The organism is Bradyrhizobium denitrificans, assembly GCF_013179005.1.
In the GTDB taxonomy this organism is placed as follows: domain Bacteria; phylum Pseudomonadota; class Alphaproteobacteria; order Rhizobiales; family Xanthobacteraceae; genus Bradyrhizobium; species Bradyrhizobium denitrificans.
The window spans coordinates 268,924-290,001 of the sequence record NZ_JABFDP010000005.1; the positions used below are offsets into that span (position 1 = coordinate 268,924).

The window sequence follows — 21,078 nt, forward strand, 5'->3', positions numbered from 1 at the left end:
CGAGATGGTGGTCCGCAGCAATATTGTCGGCATCGACTCGCCGCAGGCGCTGGAGAAGGCGCTGCGCGCGGCCTATTACCTCGCCGATGACGGGCTGTCGACCGCGGCCTATCTCGCGCTCGCGCTCGGCAAGCCGCTGCTGCTGGAAGGCGCGCCCGGCGTCGGCAAGACCGAGGCGGCCAAGGCCATCGCCGCAGTGCTCGGCCGCAAGCTGATCCGGCTGCAATGCTATGAGGGGATCGACGCCGCGGCGGCGCTCTACGAGTGGAACTATCCGCGTCAGATGCTGGCGATCCGCCAGGCTGGCGAGGAGAGCATCGACATCTATGGCGAGAGTTTTCTGATCGAACGGCCAATGCTGGCCTGCCTGCGTGCGCCCGACTCGACGGTGCTGCTGATCGACGAAATCGACCGCGCCGACCAGGAGTTCGAAGCGTTCCTGCTCGAATTCCTGTCCGACTTCCAGATTTCGATCCCCGAACGCGGCACGGTGCGCGCCGCCGAGCGGCCGATCGTCGTCCTGACCTCGAACCGCACCCGTGACCTGCATGAAGCGCTGCGCCGCCGCTGCGTCTACCATTGGATCGACTATCCCGACGCGGCGCGCGAGGCGCGCATCGTCATGATGCGGGCTTCCAGCGTGGCCGAGGCGACTGCGCGCGCAGTGGTGTCGGCGGTGGCGAAGCTCAGGCGCGAGCCGTTGAGCAAGGCGCCGGGGATCGCCGAAGCGGTCGACTGGGCCGAGGCCGCGACGCTGCTGAACCAGACCGGCGCGCGCTGGCCTGATGCGTTCAAGCGCTCGATTGGCGTTGCGCTCAAGGACGAGGAGGATCTGTCCTTCATCGCCCCCCGGCTCGATGCGCTGCTGGCGGAGGTGATGACATGAGCGAGCCTCGCCTGCCCAATGCTGTCGTGATCTTCATCTCCTTCGCCGCGTTGCTGCGGCGGAACGGCTTCGCGATCGCACCGGAGCAGACCACTTCGTTCCTCGAAGCCATCGCGCTGCTGGGACCGACCTCCCTCGACGACATCCGCCGTGCCGGGGCGGCGACCCTGGCCCCGCCGCCGGAGCGGCGCGCGACCTACAATCTGCTGTTCGACATCCATTTCGGTGTCACTGAAGCTGCGGCCCTCAGCGAGTCCGACCAGCGTGACGACATCGTGCGGCTGCAGGAGGAGGGCGACGGCGCCGTCGACCGCGATCTCGCCGAGGAGCAGAACGAGTCGGGGTTGGCGGCGACGCGCGCCGAGGCGCTGGTCGCGCGGCGCCTTGCCGGCTCGACCGGCGGCAATGCCTTGCAGCGCCTCGCACGACAGGCCCGGGCAACGCTGCCGAAGCGGCGCGGTCACCGGCGGATGCGCGCGCGACAAGGCGGCTTCGTCGACCTGCGCCGAACCCTGCGCGAGAGTGTGCGGCATGATGGCAAGGTGCTGTCCTTGCGCCGGCTGAGGCGGCGGCCGCGGCTGCGCCGGCTGCTGCTGCTGATCGACGTGTCCGGCTCGATGAAGGCGCGCACCGAGGACAACATGCGGCTCGCCCATGTGCTGGTGCAGGCCATTCCGCAAGCCGAGGTGTTCACTTTGGGCACGCGGCTGACGCGCGTGACGCCTCCGCTGCGGCTGAAGCGGCGCGAGCAGGCGCTGCTCGCGGCCTCACATCTCGTCAGCGATTGGGACGGCGGCACGCGGATCGGTGAGGCGCTGCAGGCGTTCCTCGCGGTGCCGCGCTTCTCGACCTACGCGCGCGGCGCCTCGGTGCTGGTGATCTCGGATGGGCTGGAGCGCGGCGACCACCAGGCGCTCCGCGATGCCGTGTGGAAGCTGTCGCTGCGCGCCTGGCGCCTGAGCTGGCTGACGCCGCTGGCGACGGGACCCGGCTTCAAGCCGCAGACCGCAGCGTTGCAGGCGATCGCGCCGTTCGTCGATGACATCGTGCCAGGCGGCTCCGACGAGGCCATCGTTGCCCATCTGCTGTCGCTGGCGCCGAGGAGGGCGGCATGACCGGATATGTCGACGCGCATCATCACATCTGGCGCCAGGCCGATCTGCCTTGGCTGGTCGGGCCGATGCAGCCGCGCATCTTCGGACCCTATGAGTCCATTCGGCGCGACTACACGATCGCGGAATATCTCGGCGACGTCGCCGGCAGCGGCGTGACGCAATCGGTCTATGTCCAGACCAACTGGGCCAAGGACGGTTTCGAGGACGAGGCCGCCTGGGTGCAGAGCACGGCCGAGGAGCACGGCTTTCCGCACGCGATCGTCGCCTATGCCGATCTCGCCGTTGATGACGCGCGGCCGCAATTCGATCGGCTCGCCCGCTATCCGTTGGTCCGCGGTGTGCGCATGCAGCTGCATTGGCACGACAATCCGCTGTATCGCTTCGCTGCGTCGCCCGATCTGTGCAACGATCCCCATATCCGTGCCAATGTTGCGCGACTGGCCGACTATGGTTGGTCGTTCGATCTGCAGGTGTTCGCCGGGCAGATGGCCGACGCCGCCGCGCTGGCGGAGACCTGTCCGTCCGTCACCTTCATCCTGCAGCACGCCGGCATGCTGGAGGACCTGTCGCCCGCGGGGCGCGAGGCCTGGCGCGCCGGCATGCAGCGGCTCGCCGCCCGCCGCAACGTCGTCAGCAAGCTCTCCGGCCTCGGCACCTTCATCCGCCGCAACGACCCCGGCCATGTTGCAGGCATCGTAGGCGAGACGATCGGCCTGTTCGGCGCCGAGCGCTGCCTGTTCGGCTCGAACTTCCCGATCGAAAAGCTCTGGACAGACTATCGCGCGCTGGTGGCTGCCTATGAGGCTGCAATCCAGGATCTTGATGCGCATGCGCGGGCGCAGGTGATGGGAGAGACCGCGCGGCGGATCTATCGGCTTGGATGACGCCCCGCGCAACGACACCAAACGCAACAGGGAACGCTCATGGCGCTGGAAATCAAGATCCTCGACTATGGTGATATCGAGCTGGAATCGAGCTTCCTGGTGCTCGGCCGCGACTGCGGCCGCACCCGCCGCGTGCTGACGCTCGGCTTCCTGATCCTGGGCGGGCCCTATCCGGTCGTGGTCGATACCGGCTACCGCTCCAACCAGATCATGGAGACCTTGGGCATGCGCGGGCTGCAGTACCACGAGAACATGATCGAGAACCAGCTGGCGCGGCACGGCGTCCGCATGGGCGATGTCCGCTATGTCTGCCACACCCATCTGCACATCGATCATGCCGGCAAGGACGATCTGTTCCCGATGAACACTACGGTGGTGCTGAACCGCCGCGAGCTGGAATATTCCGTCTCCGGGCTGATGCATCCGCAATATCCGGCGCCCGACATCAAGCATCTGATCGACCGGCTGCATACCAAGAGCGCGCTGCGCTTCCTCGACCTGGAGCTCACCGGCGCGATCGAGTTGATGCCCGGCGTGTATTGCGAGGCGGCCAATGCCCACACCGAGGGCTCGATGAACATCCACGTCCACACCGCTGACGGCATCGCCACGATCTGCGGCGACGTCATTTACGATTTCAACGACCAGATCGTGACGCCGTTCAACGAGATCCAGGACGGCGAGCCGCGCACGACAGGCAATCACGGCACCAGCAAGCGCGCCGAGAAAGCCGCGATCAAGAAGCTGCTGTCGAGCTCGCGCTATTTGCTGCCGGTGCATGATCGGCCAGCCAAGATCGAGGGCGGAATGGTGACGGGGCGGCTGCACGACCAGGTGCCGGGCCCGGTCGTGCAGTCGCTGCCGCAGCGTCACTGGTTTCCGGCGTAAAGGCGTGAGGCGTAGCCATGACCCACGTGACCTTGCGCAGTGAGTTCGAGAGCCTGATCGATCCCTACGCACCTGTGGCGCAGGTCGCGACTGGCTTCGATTTCACCGAAGGACCGATCTGGCATCCGATCGAGCAGTACCTGCTGTTTTCCGACATGCCGGCCGACGTCCGCCGCCGCTGGGATGCGACGCGCGGCGTGGTCGAGATGCGGCGGCCGTCGAACAAATGCAACGGCATGACCTATGATGCCGACCTCAATTTGATCGTCTGCGAGCACGCGACATCGTCCCTGGTGCGCGAGCGTCCCGACGGCCGGCGGGAGATTGTGGCGTCGCATGTCGAGAACCAGGAGCTCAACAGTCCGAACGATGTCTGCGTCCATTCCAGCGGTGCGATCTACTTCTCCGACCCCTGGTATGGCCGCATGCCGGTCTATGGCGTTGAGCGGCCGCGCCAGCTCGGTTTCCAGGGCGTCTATCGCGTGCCGCCCGGCGGCGGCGCGCCGCGGCTGCTGGTCGACCGTTATCTGTTCGATCAGCCGAACGGGTTGTGCTTCTCGCCCGACGAACGGCTGCTCTATGTCAACGACACCGTGCAGGCATTGATCCGCGTCTTCGACCTCGGCAGCGATGGCGGGCTGTCGAATGGCCGCGTCTTCGCCAGCGGCATTCGCTCCGAACTGGAGCCGGGCGTTCCCGATGGCATGAAATGCGACCAGCGCGGCAATGTCTGGGTGACCGCGCCCGGCGGCGTCTGGGTCTATGCTCCCACCGGCGAACTGCTCGGCAAGGTGCGCGTGCCGGAGCTGGTCGCCAATCTGGCCTGGGGCGGTGCGGATTTTCGCACGCTCTATCTCACCGCCACGCATTCGGTCTATGCGATCGCGACCAAGGTCGGTCCGCGCCACGAGCCTTACATGGGCGCACGGTCTCGCGGGGCGGCGACGGCGGGTTCGGCTGCATCGAGCGCCAGCTCCGCAAGCGCGCCAGCGGCGCCGCAGCTGGCCTCCGGCGATATGCAGCTCGATCCGCGCCGCTGCGCCATGATCATCCAGGACCTGCAGAATGACGTGATCATGGATGGCGGCGCCTTCGCCGATTCCGGTGCCCCCGGTCATGCCAAGCAGCAGCGCGTCGTCGACAATGTGCGGCGCCTTGCCGAGGTCGCCCGCGCTTGCGGCGTGGTCATCATCCACGTCTGGTTCGTGGTCGAGCCCGGCGCGCCCGGCGTCACCTTAAACGCGCCGCTGTTCGAGGGGCTGGTCGATGGCAAGGCGCTGGTGCGCGGCAGCTGGGGCGCAGCGCCGGTGCCGGGCCTCGAGCCGCGAAGCGGGGACTTCGTGGTCGAGAAGATGCGGATGAGCGCCTGGGAGGGCACCCGGCTCGAGACTATCCTGAAGGCCACCGGCCGCGACATCCTCATCAACACCGGGGCCTGGACCAACATGTCGGTCGAGCACACAGCGCGCACCGGTGCCGACAAGGGCTACTTCATGGTGGTGCCGGAAGACTGCTGCTCGACCATGAACGCCGACTGGCACCGCGCGTCGATCAACTTCGCGCTCCAGAACGTCGCCGTGGTGACCCGGGCCGATGCGGTGATCAAGGCGCTGGGGTGAGACATGCCCAAGCTGTTTCATCTGATCGCCTCGCCGCGCGGGGACTCCGAGTCCAGCGCCGGCGCGCGTGCCTTTCTCGATCGCTTCAGACAGGCGCGGCCCGGCTGGGACGTCGATGAGGTCAACCTGTGGCGCGAGCAGTTGCCGGAGTTTGACGGCGAGATCCTGCAAGCCAAATACGCCCGGATGGGCGGGCGCGCTTTCACCGACAGCCAGCGCGCGGCGTTCGCGATGGCCGAGCGCATGGCGGTGCGGCTCGACCTCGCCGAGCGCGTCGTGATCTCGACACCGATGTGGAATTTCGGCATCCCGTATAAGCTCAAGCACTGGCTCGATATCGTCAATCAGCCGGGCCTCACCTTCCGGTTCGATCCGGCCCGCGGCTATCTGCCGCTGCTGAAGGATCGTCCGACGCTGGTGGTCCTGGCGAGCGGCGGCGATTTCTCGACCGGCATGAGCCGCGGCCGGACCGATCACGCAACGCCCTATCTCCGCGAGAGCCTTCGTTTCATGGGCATTCGCGACGTGACGTTTGTCGCGATCGGCCCGACCAGCGGACCGACCGAGCGCATCCATACGGCACGCGAGCAGGCGCACCGCAGGCTCGTTGAGCTCGCGACGCGGTTCTGATGGGATCCACACGGCTGCCGCGCGGGGAGCATGGCCCGCGCGGCACGGTTCTCAACGTTGTCGCGATGCAGCCGATGCATGGTCCTGGGCTATTCGGCCTGGCTTTGCCTGATGTGATGGTCGGCTTGGCCAACCAAGCGCGAGGCTGGCAGGAGGTGAAGCGGAGTGTCCGGCCGATCGGCGCCGTCTGCCAGGATCGCCAAATAGTCATCGAGCCAGGACGTCACGGTTTTTTCGCTGAGCTGGTCCGGCTTGTAGATGCAGGCGCCGGTGAGCCCGGTTGGCAACTCCTCGACCATGATGGTCAGGTAAGCGCTGTCGACGGGCAGCACGGGCCGGCCCTCGGCCGTTGCGCTGTCGAAACGCTGCACGTCGAGTCCGGACAGCGCGAACGGCTTCGGAATCGCGTTCTGGAAGATGAAATACACTTGCGTGAGCGCCGCCAGGTCGAGCTCGGCCGCGCCGGAGAACTCCGCGACCAGGGTTTCGAACGGCAACTCCTGCCGGGCATGCGCGTCCAGCAGGCTGTCGCGGACGCGCCGAAGCATCTCGCGGAACGACAGCTCGGGTTCGAGCTGGGTCCGCACGATCGTCGTGTTCTCGACGGGGCCCACGATGCTCTCCGTCCAGCGCTCGAAGCGGTTGGCCATGGTGGTGCCGACGCAGATGTCGCCGCGGCCCGTGCGGGCCATCAGCATCGCCTTGAAGCCCGCCATCAGCGCCATGAAGATGGTTGCGCCGTCGCCATGGCTCAGCCTGGTCAGCCGGTCGATCAACCGCCGCGGCAGATGAAACGCTGCAGTGGCGACACGCGGGCTCGGCTGCTCTCCGGCCTGGCCGGCGGGCGCGTTGAAGAGGGGCGAGGCGCCGCGCAGGCGATGCGTCCAATCAGCAAGCTGCCGGGCAGCGGCCGCGCTGATGCACCATTTCGCCTGCCAGGCAGCAAATTCGGAGAATGCGACAACCGGGGTCGGCAGCGATGCCTCGCGACCGCCGATGTGAGCTGCATAGAGCGCGGCGATCTCCTCGAACAGGACACCCATGGACCAACCGTCCACGATCACATGATGCATGATCAGGACCAGGACATGGTCGTCCGGACCGAACCGCAGCAGCCGCGCCCGCAGCAGCGGGGCGCGCGCAAGGTCGAACGGACGCCAGGCCTCTTGCGCGATGCGCAGCTCCGCCTTTTTCAGCATGAGCGTCCGGGCTCGCTTGTCTCCCGGAGGCGCGGGGATCGCGATGGTCTCGGTCTCGAGCACCGACGTGATCGCCGCGCTGTCCAGCACTTGCGGCTCCGGGGCGGCGTCAACCGAGTGGAAACTGGTGCGCAGGGACGGGTGCCTGCGGATGACGTCCACGAGGCTGGCTGCGAGCGCCCGGGCGTCGAGCGGGCCGCGCAGCCGGTAGGCATAAGGCAGGTTGAATTGCGGCAGGCCCGGCAGGTCACGCTCGGTACGGACGATCTGATCCTGCTGGATCGAGATGACGGTACGCTGATCGGATCGCCATTGCACCTGCAGCGTTTGGGGTGCGGCCGTGGCGCGGGCCTGGTCGACGCGTAGCGCCAGCGCTTCGATCGTGCTGGCCTCGAACAAGGTTCGGATCGGCAGGGAGACGCCGAGTGTGCTCGCCACGCGCGCCAGGACGCGGCCTGCGAGCAGCGAATGTCCCCCAAGATCGAAGAAGTTGCTGGTCACCCCGCATTCCCCGCATCCGAGCACGTCGACCCAGATGCCGGCGAGCAGTTGCTCGGTCGGGGTCCGCGGCGCAACGTGGTCACCGCCTGTCGTTGCCGGGAGCGATCCCAGCGCCGCCAGGGCGTTGCGGTCGAGCTTGCCATGCGCGGTCACCGGCAGCTGATCCAGCATGACATAGCCGGCTGGAATCATATGTGCCGGAAGCCTGCTCCGGGCGAAGCCGTTGAGGTCATCGACCGCTGGCGGCTGGCCGTCGGCGGCGACGATATAGGCGGTCAGCTGCGTGTCGCCATAGCGCGTGTCGCGCGCCAGGATGGCCGCGGCTCGCACGGCCGGATGCTGCGCCAAAGCGTGCTCGATCTCTTCGAGCTCAACCCGGCAGCCACGGACCTTCACCTGCTGATCGACCCGGCCGAAGCATTCCAGCGTGCCGTCTGCGCGCCAACGTGCCAGGTCGCCGGTGCGATACAGGCGCGCGCTGCTGTCCGGCGAGTACGGGTCAGGCAGGAAGCGGCTGCGTGTCTGGCCGGAATCGTTGAGATAGCCGAGCCCGACGGCGACGCCGCCGACATAGAGCTCTCCGGCAATCCCGATCGGCACAGGCTGCAGGTGCCGATCGAGGACGTGCAGCCGTACATTGGCGATGGGACGGCCGATCGGCACCGTGCTTGATGCAGACGGTGGCGCGATCATGCGATGGGTCGCCACGTCGTCGGAGCATTCGGTGGCGCCATAGGCATTGATGAGCGGCACCTGCGGGAAGTGCCTGAACCAGTCCTCGCACAGATCCGGCGCCAGGCTCTCGCCGGTCGCGATCAGTGCGCGCAGCTGGCCGAGTGCGCGCGTCGTGGCGGCATCCGGAGCCGGCTGCAGGAAAGCGCGCAATTGGCTCGGGACGATCTCCAGCACCGTCGTGCCCTCGCGCGCCATCTCGTGCACCAGCCGCGCCTGGTCCTGAACATCGTGATCACCGATGATATGGACCTGGGCGCCGACCATCAGCGGCGCGAGACATTGCCAGATTGCGATGACGAAGCTCTGCGGCGAGGTCTGCGCGACCACGTCGCCGGATGACAGGCCAAGATCGGCGATCTTGGACAGGAGATGATTGACCATGCCCCGCTGCGCGATCATCGCCCCCTTTGGTTCGCCGGTGGAGCCTGACGTGTAGATGACGCAGGCGAGCGAGGCGGGCGATCGCGGTGAAGCCGGGACCGCGCGCGTCGTCTCTGGGGGCGTGATGTCGTTGGTCGCGACGTCATCCAGCAGCAGCACGTCGGGCTGCGCCGTGCGCGGCAGGTCGGCGAGTGCGGCTCGTAGAGCCGCGGCGCTCCGCTGCGTGGCGAGGACGATCCGCGCGGCGCTGTGCCGGAGAATTTTCGTCAGCCGGAGTGCCGGCAAGCTGGGATCGAGCGGCAGGAACGCCGCCCCGGTCTGCTGCACGGCGATCAGCGCCGCGACATAGTCGACGCTGCGCTCGGCGAACAGCACGACGATGTCGCCGTCGCTGATTGGCGTGCGTTGCAGCCCGCCTGCAATGGCCTCGGCGCGCTGCGCCAGGCCGGCATAGCTGAGCTTCGTCTCGCCGCAGGAGACGGCCGGAGCTGCAGGTGCGCGCTCGACCTGGCGCGCGAAGCGCGTGAGGACATCGTCTGAGTTTGCCGGCGTCGCCGAGGTGGGGGTCCAGCCCTCGACGAGTTGCCGTTGCTCCGCCGGTGACAGCAAGGGCAGCTCCGAGAATGGCAGATCGGGAGCCGCGATGACCTGCTCCAACAGTGTGCGGAAATGGCCGACCATCCGCTCGATCGTCGTCGCTTCGAACAACTCGCTGCTATATTCGAGCCAGCCGCCCAGCGCTCCGCCATCGTCGATCAGCTCCAACACCAGGTCGGATCGCGCGATGCCCGGGTCGGGATCGATGGCGCGCGCCGACAGGTTCTCGAGCGCGAGCGGCTTCGCCGCCTTCTGCAGGATGAACATCACCCGGAACAGCGGGTTGCGGTCCAGCCTGCGCGGCAGACGCAGCGTGCGCAGGAGCTCCTCGATCGGCAGCTCCTGGTGGCGATAGGCCTCCAGCGTCACGTCGCGGACCCGCTTCAGCACTTCGCGGAAGGTCGGATCGCCGGTCAGATCGGTCCGCAGCACGATCGCGTTGGCGAACATGCCGATCAGCCGTTCGATCTCCAGCTGACTGCGATTGGCGATCAGCGAGCCCACGGCGATGTCATGATGGTCGGTGTAGCGGCAGAGCAGGCATTGAAACGTGCCCAGCAGTGTCATGAACAGGCTGGCATGGTTGGCGCGGCTGAAGCTGCGCAGCCGCTCCGACAGCTTTGCCGGCAAACGAACCGGGATGCGGGCGCCGCGGCCGGTCCACTGCTCGGGCCGCGGCCGGTCGGTTCGCAGCGGCAGTTCCGTCAGGCCCTCCAGCCGGCGGCGCCAATGGCTCAATTGCGCCTCGGCCGCCGGCGTGGCGAGCCACGCGCGCTGCCACTGCACGAAGTGCCGATATTGCTGCGGCAGCTCGTCGAGGCGGCACGGCTTCCCGTGGCAATAGCCATTGTAGAGTCGTTCGAGCTCGTCGAAGAACAGCCGGTGCGACCAACCATCGGTGATCAGATGATGCAGCTTGACCAGGAGGACATGCTGTTGATCACCGAGCTGCAGAAGCTGGATGTGCACCGGCGGGGTGGTCTCGATCTCGAACGGGGACCGCAGCAGGTCGAGCATGTGAGTCCGGACGGCCGCCATCTGCCCGGATTGAGGGACGGCGCGAAGATCGCACCGCTCGATCGAAGGGTGCCGGGGGGTTACCGTCTGCCGTACCTCTCCCTGCTGGTCGGGAAAGATCGAACGCAGCGTCTCGTGGCGGTCGCAGACCGACGCGATGCTGGCGTCGAGCGCACCGATGTCGAGCGGGCCGGTCAGCATGAGTCCCGAGATCACGTGGTATCGGGATGGATCGGGATCGATCGCGGCGAGCAGATGGATGCGCTGCTGCTGGAGCGACAGGGGGCCGCTCTGCTCCGGAGCGCTGGCCGTCTGCAGGCGCTGCGCACCCGCATGGTCTCGCAGCATCTCGACACGTTCAGCGAGCGCGGCCACCGTCGGCGCGTCGAAAATGTCCTTGAACGAGATCTCGGCGTCATAGCGCGCCCGGAGGCGGGCGATCAGCTGGGTGATCGTGAGCGAATCCGCGCCGAGCGCAAAGACGTCCTCATTCACACCGATTTCATTGAGCCCGAGCAGGTCGGCCCACATGCTGGCGAGCTGCCACTCGGTTTCGGAGCGCGCCGGCACCAGCTGTCCGCCGCGATGGATGTGCGAGCGTGGCGCCGCGATCGACAGCTGGCCGGCCAGCTCACCGCGAACAACCCTGCCGTCGGCGTCTTTCGGGAAAGCCGTGACGACGCGGATCAGGCCGGGGACCTTGAACCGCGCCAGCCGCTCGCTGGCGAAGCGCCGGAGCTTCTTGATGTCGATCTTGTGCTGCGGCCTCGCAATAACCGCGGCGGCGACGTCCTCACCGAGCCGCGTATGCGGAATCGGAAACACCACCGCTTCGGCCACGTCGGGGTGGCGCATCAAGGCATTCTCCACCTCCCTCGGCGAGACCTTCTGTCCACCGCGATTGATGATGTCGGCCTTGTTGATGCGGCCGAGCAGGAAGAGATAGCCATCGGAGTCGAGGTAACCGAGATCGCCGGTCCTGAACCAGCCGTCGCGGAACGCTGCGCGTGTCGCGGTCTCGTTCTTGTAGTAGCCGCGGGTGATCGCGGGCCCCTGGAGCACGACCTCGCCGCGTTGCCCGGCCGCGAGCACGCGGCCCTGGTCATCCATGATCGCGATGGCGGCGCCGGCGGGCTTGCCGACCGAGCCGGGCTTGCGCCGTTCGAGGGGATTGGCAGCGATCTGGCTTGCGGCTTCGGTCATGCCATAGGTCTCGATGACGGGAACGCCGAACAGGCTTTCCAGCTCGTCGAGGACGCTGGTGGGCAGCGAAGAGGATGCGGATCGGATCAGCCGCAGGCGGGTCTTGACGGCGTCCTTGCGCCGGTGCGCCGCTGCGATCAACGCGCGGTGGATCGGCGGCACGGCCGTGTACCAACTGGCCTCGAACGCCGCCAGCCAATCCAGGAACGCCGCGGCGTCGAATTCCGGCGGACAGACCACGCTCGATCCCGATGCAAGCGCCGTCAGCAGGCCGGAGATCAGGCCGTGCGCATGCACCAGCGGCTGGACGTTGATCAGCCGGTCGTGCGGCGCGAGCGCCAGAGCAACGCCCGCGCTATAGGCCGAGTGGCAAATGCCGGCCTGTGTCAGAGGCACCAGCTTCGGCTGCGCCGTGCTGCCGGATGTCAGGAGCACGAAGGCGTCGTCCGACGGTTGCGGCATGTCGCAGGTTACGGCCGGCCGCGGCGCCGGGCAGGTGAGATCGAAGGATCCGATCGCCGCGTCGGCGCGGAATGACAGATCGATGACCGGGATCGCCATGGCATAGGCCACGCTGCGGCTGACCGATTCGATCCCCGGACAGGTCAGCAGCGCGGTGATCTCGAGGTCGCTCAGCGCGCGCCGCACTTCGTCCGACGAAAAGCCGGCATGGAGCGGTACGCAGACGGCCCCGCAGGCGACGGCGACCGTCGCCACGGCGGCATCGGCGCCGTTCGGCAACACCACGGCCACGCGATCCCTGGCGCCGAGACCGAACCCGCGCAGCTCGGCGATGATCTCCGTCGTCCGCTGCCACAGGCCGCCATAGGTCAGTGCGATTCGATCGGGCGCCAGAATGGCGAGGCGATCCGGTTGGACCCGTCCGTAATGGGCGAGGGCATCGGCCAGTGAACAGAACTGCGGCTGCACGCCGGACGTCGTGGCGGCCGATGATGTGGCTGGAACGTTCGACATGTCTGTCCCGAGTGATGCAGGCTTTCGCCTGCGCGCCGTCTGATCGTGCGCTTGGTGAAGGATGGCGCGGGCCGAGACCGTCGTGAGGATTGGGAGAGGCTCATGGCGCGCGTCCGGGCGAACAATGAAGGGCCCGATGGAAGCGTCCGGTCAGCCCGGACGCTCGAAATCTGTGGGGTACGCTTGCTACATGAAATGGGCGGACGAAGACGAGTTCGTCTTGCGCTCAATCCATCAGATTACCCCACAAGACGCAAGCGCTTTACGGATGTGTGCAAGCTCGTGGTCGCTTGCGACCACGTCGAGGATCATGGTCGTCACATTCTGCTCGGTGAATTGGCGCAGCCGCGCGCCGATCTCGTCATAGCTGCCGACGAGATAGGGGCAGTCGGCCTCGAAGGTGAGATAAGGCAGCAGCCAATAGCCGTTGTCATGGATGTCGCCGGTCTCGCCCGAATCCCTGAGGCGCCGTTTCCAGACCGAGTCGGTCTGCGCCATGCTGTAGTCGAGCAAAGCGCGCTTGTCGGCATTGTCCCGGAACAGCAGCGTCGCCTCGTGCCGCGCCTGATCACGCGTTGGCCGCGTGAAGATTCCGAGATTCACGCCGGGGGAGGTGATGCCGTGATCGAGGTCGGGCGGCAGCATCTGCATCATCAGGCAGCCGGTGTCCTGCGCCACCCGGTGCGCGGCATCGGACTGTCCCGCGATCAGGAACTCCGGCATCAGTGCGGGCGGCAGAGACGGACGCAGCTGCAGATGTTCGACGCCGTAGAACCGCCCTTTGAACGTCAGGGGCCGTGCGCTGGTCAGAAGCTGCCGGACGACATGCACGAATTCGCCGAGCCGCGCATAGCGGTCGTCGTGGGAGAGCGTCTCGCCGAGGCTTTGCAGGTCGCTCATGGCGGCGCCTGTGATCATGTTCAGAAACACTTTCCGGCCATGAAGAAGCGCCAGCGAGGAGACGAATTTCGCGACGGTGAACGGATGCATGTAGGCCGGATTGACCGCGATCAGCGGCGAGCAGCGTTGGGTGTTCGCCACGATGTGCTGCGCCATCGGCCACGGTTCGACCACCGTGTCGTTGCCGGCGAACAGCAGGATGCCTGTCAGCCCGCTGTCATCGCTGAACCGGGCGAGGCGCAGCAGCTGGTCGACATGATCGCGCGGCGGCAGATTGCGCGGGACGGTCGGAAAGATGCGAAGCGTCGTGCTCATCTGCCACCTCACCGAGGCGAATTGTTGGACGGACTCCGGGCGCGCGAATGAACGCCGTCAGGCTTCATCATAGAGCTTCGTTGCTTGCAAGCAGGTTGATGCTGAGCAGCATTCGCAATTGCCGAATCGGGGCGAGCCGTGCTCTCCACCGCCAATGACGAGGCAGGACCGCTCCGGGCCAGGATTGAGGCCATCGACCATGTGAAAGGCGTCCGGCACGTGCCGATGGCGTCACGCCGGACCGCTGTCTGCGCTTGGCCGCCAAAGATGACATCCCGCGACAAAACATGCTACCACGAGATCGGGAAATGTTGCGCGGCGTCAACTCCGAGATGTCGCATCGTTCCGAACCGTCAGCTGACCCTGGCACATCATTCAACCGATCATCGAACCGCTCGACGGCCTCCTGAATTCTGGCGCCATGTTGGATCAAACCAAAGCGCAAGCTGGCGATCAGCCCGCTTCGCGGCACAAGGGCTTCGCCGGCGCCCTGACGAGAGCAGAGGCTCGGCTTGGCTTGAACCGGCGCTGGACGCCGCGGATCATCATCCTGAGCGGCCTCGTGCTGGCGGTTCTGTGCGATGCCTTCGTCGCGCACATGCTCTCCGTCAACTATCGGGAGACGTATCGGACCATCAAGGCCGCGAATGGCGATCTGGCCCGCGCTCTCGAAGAATACATGTTGCGCAACATCCAGGGCGTCGATGTCCTCTTGAGCGGGACGATCAATAATCTGGCGAAGAACCCGGCGCTGCTGACCGCCGGCAACCCGGCCCTGATCGACGAACTGAAGCAGCGGGTCGCGCCATATCCGATCGCGAATGCGATCGTCGTTCTCGACGCCGATGGAAAGCTGCTGGGCGACAGCCTCGGGAATGGCGGCCCGGGCCGGGAGCAGAATTTTGCCGATCGGACGTACTACAAGGCCCAGCGGGATGACCCCGGCCGCGGCCTGTTCATCGACGTGCCGGTGTTCTCCCGCGTTCGCAACAGCCTCGTCCTCGTAGTCAGCCGCGCATTCCTGACGCCGGAGGGGCGTTTCGGCGGCATCGTCTTCGTGCCCATCGACTATGAGAATCTCCGGCAGTTCTTCCTGTCGCTGAACGTCGGCCAGCGCGGCACCGTGACGCTCTACCGTGACGACGGCACGATCCTGCTGCGCACGCCGAATGCCGACGAGTTTGCCGGGCGCGATGTCCGCTCGAACCGCCTGTTCACCTATTATCTGCCACAGGCGCCAAGCGGAAGCTTCGAAGGAAGCGGTATGACGGACGGCACGTCCCGGAGCATCAGCTACCGGCGTGTCGCAGGCATGCCGCTGGTGGTGACGATCGCCCGCGACCCGGTCGAGTTTCTGGCGGGCTGGAAGAACAATGCGCTGTATTACAGCGTCATCGCGGCCGGGCTCAATCTGCTGATCGCGGGGTTCGGCTTCGGCCTGGCGCGGCAATGGCGTTTGCGCGCCACGTCGGAACAGGCATTGCGGGACAATCTGGAGCAGCATCAGCTGGTCACGGAAAACGTGCCGGCCTTGATCGTCCATGTCCTGGAGGATGGCCGCATCCGCTATGCCAACCGGGTCGCACGCGACTGGTATGCCGCGCCGTCCACCGACGCGATCTGCGGCCGCAAGATCGAGGATTTCATCGATCCCTCGCATCTGGACGAGGCGAGAGCGAAGATCGAGGCTGCGCTGGCCGGCCGAACCACGGGCGGCGAGGAGAAGACGACATTTCCCGACGGCCGTGAACGCTGGTGCGAGACCATCCGGGTGCCGGATTGCCGCCAGGATGGCAAGGTGCGCGGCTATTTCGTGCTGTCGGTCGACATCACCGAGCGCAAGCGGATCGAGGACGAGTTGCGTCAGGCGCAGAAGATGGAGGCGATCGGACAGCTCGCCGGAGGCATCGCGCATGACTCCAACAACATGCTGGCGGCGACGCTCGGCAATCTCGATCTTCTGCTCGATACGCTGCCGCCGGCCGAGGTCTCCGCCCGCAGCCTGGCCGAGCGCGCTGCGGAAGCGGCGGAGCGGGTCGCCGATCTCAATCGCCGCCTGCTGGCATTTGCGCGCAAGCAGACGCTGCGGCCCCAGGTCACCGACGTCAACCAGCTGGTCTGCGCGATGACGACGATCCTGCAGCGGACGCTCGGCGAGACCATCGAGATCGAGGTCGCCCAGGACCCGATGCTGTGGCAGTGCCTGATCGATCCGACGCAATTGCAGAACGCGCTGCTCAATCTGGCGCTGAATGCGCGGGATGCGATGGCCGGCCAGGGACGACTGACGATCACGACCGCAAATGCCGTGCTCGATCAGCCGCTCGATGACGGCGACGAGCGCATCGGCCCCGGCGAGTACGTGACCATTGCGGTGGCCGACAGGGGCGCCGGGATGTCGCCCGAGATCGCGCGCCGCGCCTTCGAGCCGTTCTTCACCACCAAGGAGTTCGGCAAGGGCAGCGGACTCGGGCTGTCGATGGTCTATGGCTTCGCCCGGCAGTCGGGCGGCACCGCAGTGATCGCGAGCCAGGTCGGGCAGGGCACACAGGTCACGCTCTACCTGCCGAGCGCCGGGCCAGGAGCGAGCGGGGAGGCGCGCGCCGGCACGACGCGGCTGCCGCGGCCCGACCGCGCCGAGCGGATCCTGGTGGTGGAGGACAATCCGCTGGTCGGCGCGATGGCCTCCACCATGCTATCGTCGATGGGCTACAGTCCGGTCGTCGTCGTCAATGCGGCCGCGGCGATCGCCGAATTGGAGCGGCCGGAGCCGGTCGCGTTGCTGCTGACCGACATCGTCCTGCCGGATGGGGTGACCGGCATCGACCTCGCGCGCCAGGTCCGCCACAGATGGCCGGAACTGCCCATTGTCTTCATGTCCGGTTTCGCGGACCCCTCGCTCGTCCCCGAAGATTTCAGGGCCACGACCAAGCTTCTCGCCAAGCCGTTCCGGCTCGGGCAATTGTCGGAGGCGATCGTGTCGTCCCTGGCGGGCCGGCCGGCCGCTGGCAGAACCGCGACATGAGCCCCGTGCCATGATGGTGTGATCCGCGCAGGTCATGCCATCTCGCTGCGCCGAAGCGTCCGAGTTGGGCCGGTCGTCTCGCCCTCAATCCGACGAGGGGGCAGCCGGGCGCGCCGCAGCCAACGTGGCTAGCGACGAGGCCGCTTCGATCCCACGCTCACTCCACCGCATCCTTCTTCGCGATCCGGTGCAGCTGCTCGAACAGATCCGCCTGCTCGCTGGTGCACAGACACACGCCCTGCGCCGAGTCCGCTTCGCCGGCGTTGAGATAGGCGTGGCCCATGGTGCTGTCGAGGTAGATGCCGTCGCCCTCGTGCAGGATCTCCGGCGCGTAGAACTCGGTGTGCACGGCGATGGTGCCGCGGGTGACCAGGAAGTACTCCTCACCGCTGTGGCGGAGCAGGGGACCGAACTCATCGAGCGTGCGCGCGCGCACCTCGGTGATCATCGGCACCATGCGTTTCCCGATCAGATCGGTGCACTGATAGACGTAAGTGTAGAACCTCGTGTTCACCACCTGGCCCTGGCCGGCGCGGCTGATGCTGCGGCGGGCGGTCACCGGCCGGCCCGGCTCGGGCCGCGGCGCAGCCGGGCTGAACAGCTCGGCGATGTCCATCTGCAGGCCCGAGGTCAGCTGCAGCAGCTTGTCATAGGTCAGCGACATCAGGCCGTTCTCGACCTTGGACAATGTCGACAGCGCCATGCCCGTCTTCTCCGCCACCTGCTTCAGGGTCAGCCCGCGCGCCTGCCGGGCCGCCTTCAGGCAGTGGCCGAGCTGGGAATGGGGGCTTTCGGAGGCGGACTCGCTGACAGCGGTATCGGTCACAGGGGACTCCGGAAAATCCGTTAGCGGATCGCGTTTCTTGGTTGCGCGGCGCGGACGGGTAATCTCGCGCGAAACACCAGGCAATTCAATCAGCTGCCTCGACCGCCAGCGGTCATGCATGAGCAGCGGTGGAACATTGCGTTTTCACATCGTGCATTTGATTTCGTATATGCTAAATAGTTTTCCGAAACGGAAAGAGAAGTCCCTTGGCATCGATTTGCGACAACACCGCCAGCGATCTGATCAAGCTCCTGAAAACAAAGGCGATCTCCCCCGTCGCTTTGCTCGATTCGTGCCTCGAACGGATCGCCGCGGTCAATCCGGCGGTCAATGCGGTCGTGACCCTGGACGAGGCGGGCGCCCGGGCGGAGGCCAAGGCCGCCGAGGCTGAGCTCGTCAGGGGCGAGGACAAGGGGCCGCTGCACGGCCTGCCGGTGCTGATCAAGGACACCCAGGACACCGCCGGGATGCGCTCCACCTATGGCAGCCCGATCCTGGCCGACAATGTACCGGTGGCCGACCAGGCGTCGGTGGCGCGGCTGCGTGCGGCGGGCGCCATCATCTTCGGCAAGACCAACACGCCGGAATGGGCGGCGGGCGGCAACACGCGTAATCCCGTGTTCGGTGCGACCGGCAATCCGTTCGATCCGCTGCGCTCAGCCGCCGGCTCCTCCGGCGGCTCGGCGGCGGCTTTGGCCTGTGGCATGGCGCCGTTGGCCTCGGGCTCCGACACCGGTGGCTCCTTGCGCAATCCGGCCGGCTTCTGTGGCATCGTCGGCATGCGGCCGTCCTACGGGCTCGTCGCCAGCGACAAGCGCGCTCATGGCTGGTCGTGCCTTTCGACCGACGGACCGATGGCGCGCAATGTGGCCGATACGGCGCTGATGCTGTCGGTGATGGCGAGCGACGATACGCGCGATCCGCTTGCCTACACGCTGCCCGGCGAGGCGGTGCGTGGCGCACCCTCGCGCTGGGCCGTGCCGCCGGCCATCGACCTCGGCAGGCTGCGCCTCGCCTTCACCGAGGATTTCAGTTTTGCGCCGACGGAAGCGCTGATCCGCCGCGCCTTTCGCGCGCGGGTGAGGCGCATCGCGCCGCTGTTTGCGGACGCCAGCGAAGCGACACCCGATTGCAGCGGCGCCGACGAGACTTTTGCGGTGCTGCGCGCCTCGCTGTTCCTCACCCAGCATGGCAAGAATTATCGCGAACGGCCTGAGATGCTGGGGCCGAATGTCCGCGCCAATGTCGAGGAGGGGCTGTCCTACAGCCTCGAGGATTTTTCGCGCGCGGTGGCCAACCAGACCCGCATCTACCGCGCCTATCAGAGCTTCTTCGCCGCGCATGATGTGCTGATCAGCCCGACCATCACGCTCAGCCCGCGGCCGTGGTCCGAGCTCTATCCGGCCGAGATCGACGGCGTGCCGACCAGGTCCTACTTCCATTGGCTGGCGCTGGCCTATGCGGTGACGCTCGCCGGCCATCCCGCGCTGAGCCTGCCGCTCGGCCGCGACGAGAACGGCTTGCCGTTCGGTCTGCAGATCGTCGGCCCGCGGGGCGGCGATGCGCTGGTGCTCGGCATTGCCGCGGCCCTGGAACAGGCTTTCGCTGGCGACGCCGAATTGTGCCGGCCGCAGCCGGATCTCGCCGGGCTCGCCGCGCTGCCGCCGCTGGCCCAGGCGCCCGGCTTCATGGCGTGGGATTGAAGCGCGCCGTCATGATCAACACCTTCTGGAGATAGCGATGTCCGATTCACCCTCATGGCCGTTCTCGCTGGTGCGCCGCGCCGGCGGGCTGGTGTTCCTCTCGGGTGAGGTGCCGGTCGCCGATGACGGCACCATCCCGGAAGGGATCGCGGCGCAGACCGACCTGACGTTCAAGCTGATCGGCGAGACGCTCGCCGGCGAGGGCCTGTCGCTCGACGATGTCGTGTCCTGCATGGTGCATCTCGCCGACAAGGCCGATTTCGCGGCGTTCAATGAAGCCTATCGCAAGCATTTCAAGGATCCGCTGCCGGTGCGGACCACGGTGCAGGCGCAGATGATGGCGGACGTGAAGATCGAGATCACGGTCGTCGCGGCGGCGCGAAGCTGACAGCAGGAGTGATGACGATGCGAAGCGCGATCGTTCTCGGAGGTGGCATGGTCGGCGTCGGCACGGCGCTGCATCTGCAGAGCCGTGGCTGGTCGGTCGCCCTGGTCGACCGCAAGGAGCCGGGCCGCGAGACCAGCTATGGCAATGCCGGGATCATCCAGAGCGAGGCCGTCAGGCCCTATGCGATGCCCTATGATCTCGCCGGTGTCCTCGACATCGCGCTGGCACGCACCAACGACGTTCATTATGAGCTGACGGCGCTGCCCTATCACATGCGGCCGCTGCTGCAATATTGGTGGAACTCGTTTCCCGCCCGCCACGAGGTGCTGACACGCACCTATGCGCAGTTGATCGCGCGCGCCGCGCCGGAGCATGAGCCGCTGATCACCGCCGCCGGCGCCGGCAATCTCGTGCGTCGCGACGGCTTTCGCGTGCTGCACCGGAACCAGGCGCAGTTCGACAAGGAAGTGAAGGACGCCGAGGCCGTGGGGACGGCGTTCGGCGTCAAGTTCAAGGTGCTCAGCGCAAGCGAGCTGGCCAAAGCGGAGCCCGGCCTCAACGACAGCGGCATCGGCGGGCTGCATTGGCAGGAGCCGTGGACCGTGTCCGATCCCGGCAGCCTGGTGACGTCCTATGCTGAGCTGTTCGTGCGCCGCGGCGGCAAGCTCGTGCGCGGCGATGCGACCACGCTGGCCCAGCAGGGCAGCGGCTGGAGCGTCATCAGCGATGAGGGGCGGATCGAAGCCGAGGCCGCGGTCGTGTCGCTCGGGCCGTGGTCGCCGACATTCCTGCAGCGCTTCGGCTATGACATCCCGATGGTGCGCAAGCGCGGCTATCATCGGCATTACAGCGGCGGAGCGCCGCTCGACCTGCCGCTGCGCGATGCGGCGTTCGGCTATCTGATGAACCCGATGGCCAAGGGCGTGCGCATCACCACCGGCGCGGAGCTGTCGGCGCCGGACGCCGAGCTGACGCCGGTGCAACTCGGCAAGGCCGAAGCTGCGGCACGGCAGCTGATCGATCTCGGCAAGCCGGTCGAGCCGGAGCCCTGGCTGGGCACGCGGCCCTGCATGCCGGACATGCTGCCGGTGGTTGGTGAGACCGCGCGGCACAAGGGGCTGTGGCTGCATTTCGGCCATGGTCATCAGGGCTTCACGCTGGGGCCGGCGACCGGCCGTATCCTGGCCGAGCTGATGAGCGGCGAAGCGCCCAGCGTCACGGTCGATGCTCTCTCGCCGGCGCGTTTCGGTGCCTAGGTCCTGTACCCAAACCCCTTGCGGGTGACGGGGCG

Annotated in this window: 13 protein-coding genes; 10 read left to right on the forward strand and 3 right to left on the reverse strand. The window is 66.8% G+C overall.

Going from position 1 to position 21,078, the window contains the following annotated elements:
- Positions 1–4: 4 nt before the first annotated feature.
- Genes HL671_RS07330 through HL671_RS07355 form a run of 6 tightly spaced genes read left to right on the forward strand, consistent with a single transcriptional unit; the run spans position 5 to position 6,022 of the window.
- Positions 5–886, forward strand: coding sequence for an AAA family ATPase (locus tag HL671_RS07330; protein WP_012044815.1), 882 nt, complete (start codon positions 5–7; stop codon positions 884–886).
- Positions 883–2,001 carry a VWA domain-containing protein gene (locus tag HL671_RS07335; RefSeq protein WP_172236009.1) on the forward strand — a complete coding sequence of 373 codons (1,119 nt, stop codon included), beginning with the start codon at positions 883–885 and terminating at the stop codon, positions 1,999–2,001. Before HL671_RS07330 ends, HL671_RS07335 begins: the two co-directional genes overlap by 4 nt.
- On the forward strand, positions 1,998–2,885 hold the full coding sequence (locus HL671_RS07340; protein WP_172236010.1) for an amidohydrolase family protein: 888 nt from the start codon (positions 1,998–2,000) through the stop codon (positions 2,883–2,885). Before HL671_RS07335 ends, HL671_RS07340 begins: the two co-directional genes overlap by 4 nt.
- Before the next feature lie 39 nt (positions 2,886–2,924).
- The gene (locus HL671_RS07345) at positions 2,925–3,773 is read left to right on the forward strand and encodes an MBL fold metallo-hydrolase (RefSeq protein WP_012044812.1); all 849 of its coding nucleotides are present in this window, start codon (positions 2,925–2,927) and stop codon (positions 3,771–3,773) included.
- 17 nt (positions 3,774–3,790) lie between these two features.
- Complete coding sequence (locus HL671_RS07350) at positions 3,791–5,392, forward strand: isochorismatase family protein (RefSeq protein WP_172236011.1); 1,602 nt, start codon at positions 3,791–3,793, stop codon at positions 5,390–5,392.
- A 3-nt stretch (positions 5,393–5,395) separates the two neighbouring features.
- Positions 5,396–6,022 (forward strand): FMN-dependent NADH-azoreductase, encoded by a 627-nt coding sequence (locus HL671_RS07355; RefSeq protein ID WP_012044810.1) that lies wholly within the window; start codon positions 5,396–5,398, stop codon positions 6,020–6,022.
- Positions 6,023–6,111: 89 nt separating this feature from the next.
- On the opposite strand, the gene HL671_RS07360 is transcribed toward HL671_RS07355, so the two are convergent.
- Together HL671_RS07360 and HL671_RS07365 are read right to left on the reverse strand one after the other, a co-directional pair.
- Entirely contained in the window at positions 6,112–12,630 is a 6,519-nt protein-coding gene (locus HL671_RS07360) for a non-ribosomal peptide synthetase (protein ID WP_172236012.1), read from the reverse strand.
- 234 nt (positions 12,631–12,864) lie between these two features.
- Positions 12,865–13,845, reverse strand: coding sequence for an LLM class flavin-dependent oxidoreductase (locus HL671_RS07365; RefSeq protein ID WP_041750827.1), 981 nt, complete (start codon positions 13,843–13,845; stop codon positions 12,865–12,867).
- A 421-nt stretch (positions 13,846–14,266) separates the two neighbouring features.
- On the opposite strand from HL671_RS07365, the gene HL671_RS07370 reads away from it, so the two are divergent.
- Positions 14,267–16,870 carry an ATP-binding protein gene (locus tag HL671_RS07370; RefSeq protein ID WP_172236013.1) on the forward strand — a complete coding sequence of 868 codons (2,604 nt, stop codon included), beginning with the start codon at positions 14,267–14,269 and terminating at the stop codon, positions 16,868–16,870.
- A gap of 157 nt (positions 16,871–17,027) precedes the next feature.
- Here HL671_RS07370 and HL671_RS07375 read toward each other — a convergent pair whose 3' ends face one another.
- Positions 17,028–17,696 carry a helix-turn-helix domain-containing protein gene (locus tag HL671_RS07375; RefSeq protein WP_012044806.1) on the reverse strand — a complete coding sequence of 223 codons (669 nt, stop codon included), beginning with the start codon at positions 17,694–17,696 and terminating at the stop codon, positions 17,028–17,030.
- A gap of 206 nt (positions 17,697–17,902) precedes the next feature.
- On the opposite strand from HL671_RS07375, the gene HL671_RS07380 reads away from it, so the two are divergent.
- The 3 genes from HL671_RS07380 to HL671_RS07390 are packed head-to-tail and all read left to right on the forward strand — an operon-like array spanning position 17,903 to position 21,043.
- Positions 17,903–19,399: an amidase gene (locus HL671_RS07380; protein WP_172236014.1), complete on the forward strand. Its 1,497-nt coding sequence runs from the start codon at positions 17,903–17,905 to the stop codon at positions 19,397–19,399.
- Positions 19,400–19,436: 37 nt separating this feature from the next.
- Positions 19,437–19,787, forward strand: a complete 351-nt coding sequence (locus HL671_RS07385) for a RidA family protein (RefSeq protein WP_012044804.1) — start codon at positions 19,437–19,439, stop codon at positions 19,785–19,787.
- Between the two features lie 17 nt (positions 19,788–19,804).
- On the forward strand, positions 19,805–21,043 hold the full coding sequence (locus HL671_RS07390) for an NAD(P)/FAD-dependent oxidoreductase (RefSeq protein ID WP_012044803.1): 1,239 nt from the start codon (positions 19,805–19,807) through the stop codon (positions 21,041–21,043).
- Positions 21,044–21,078: the final 35 nt, after the last annotated feature.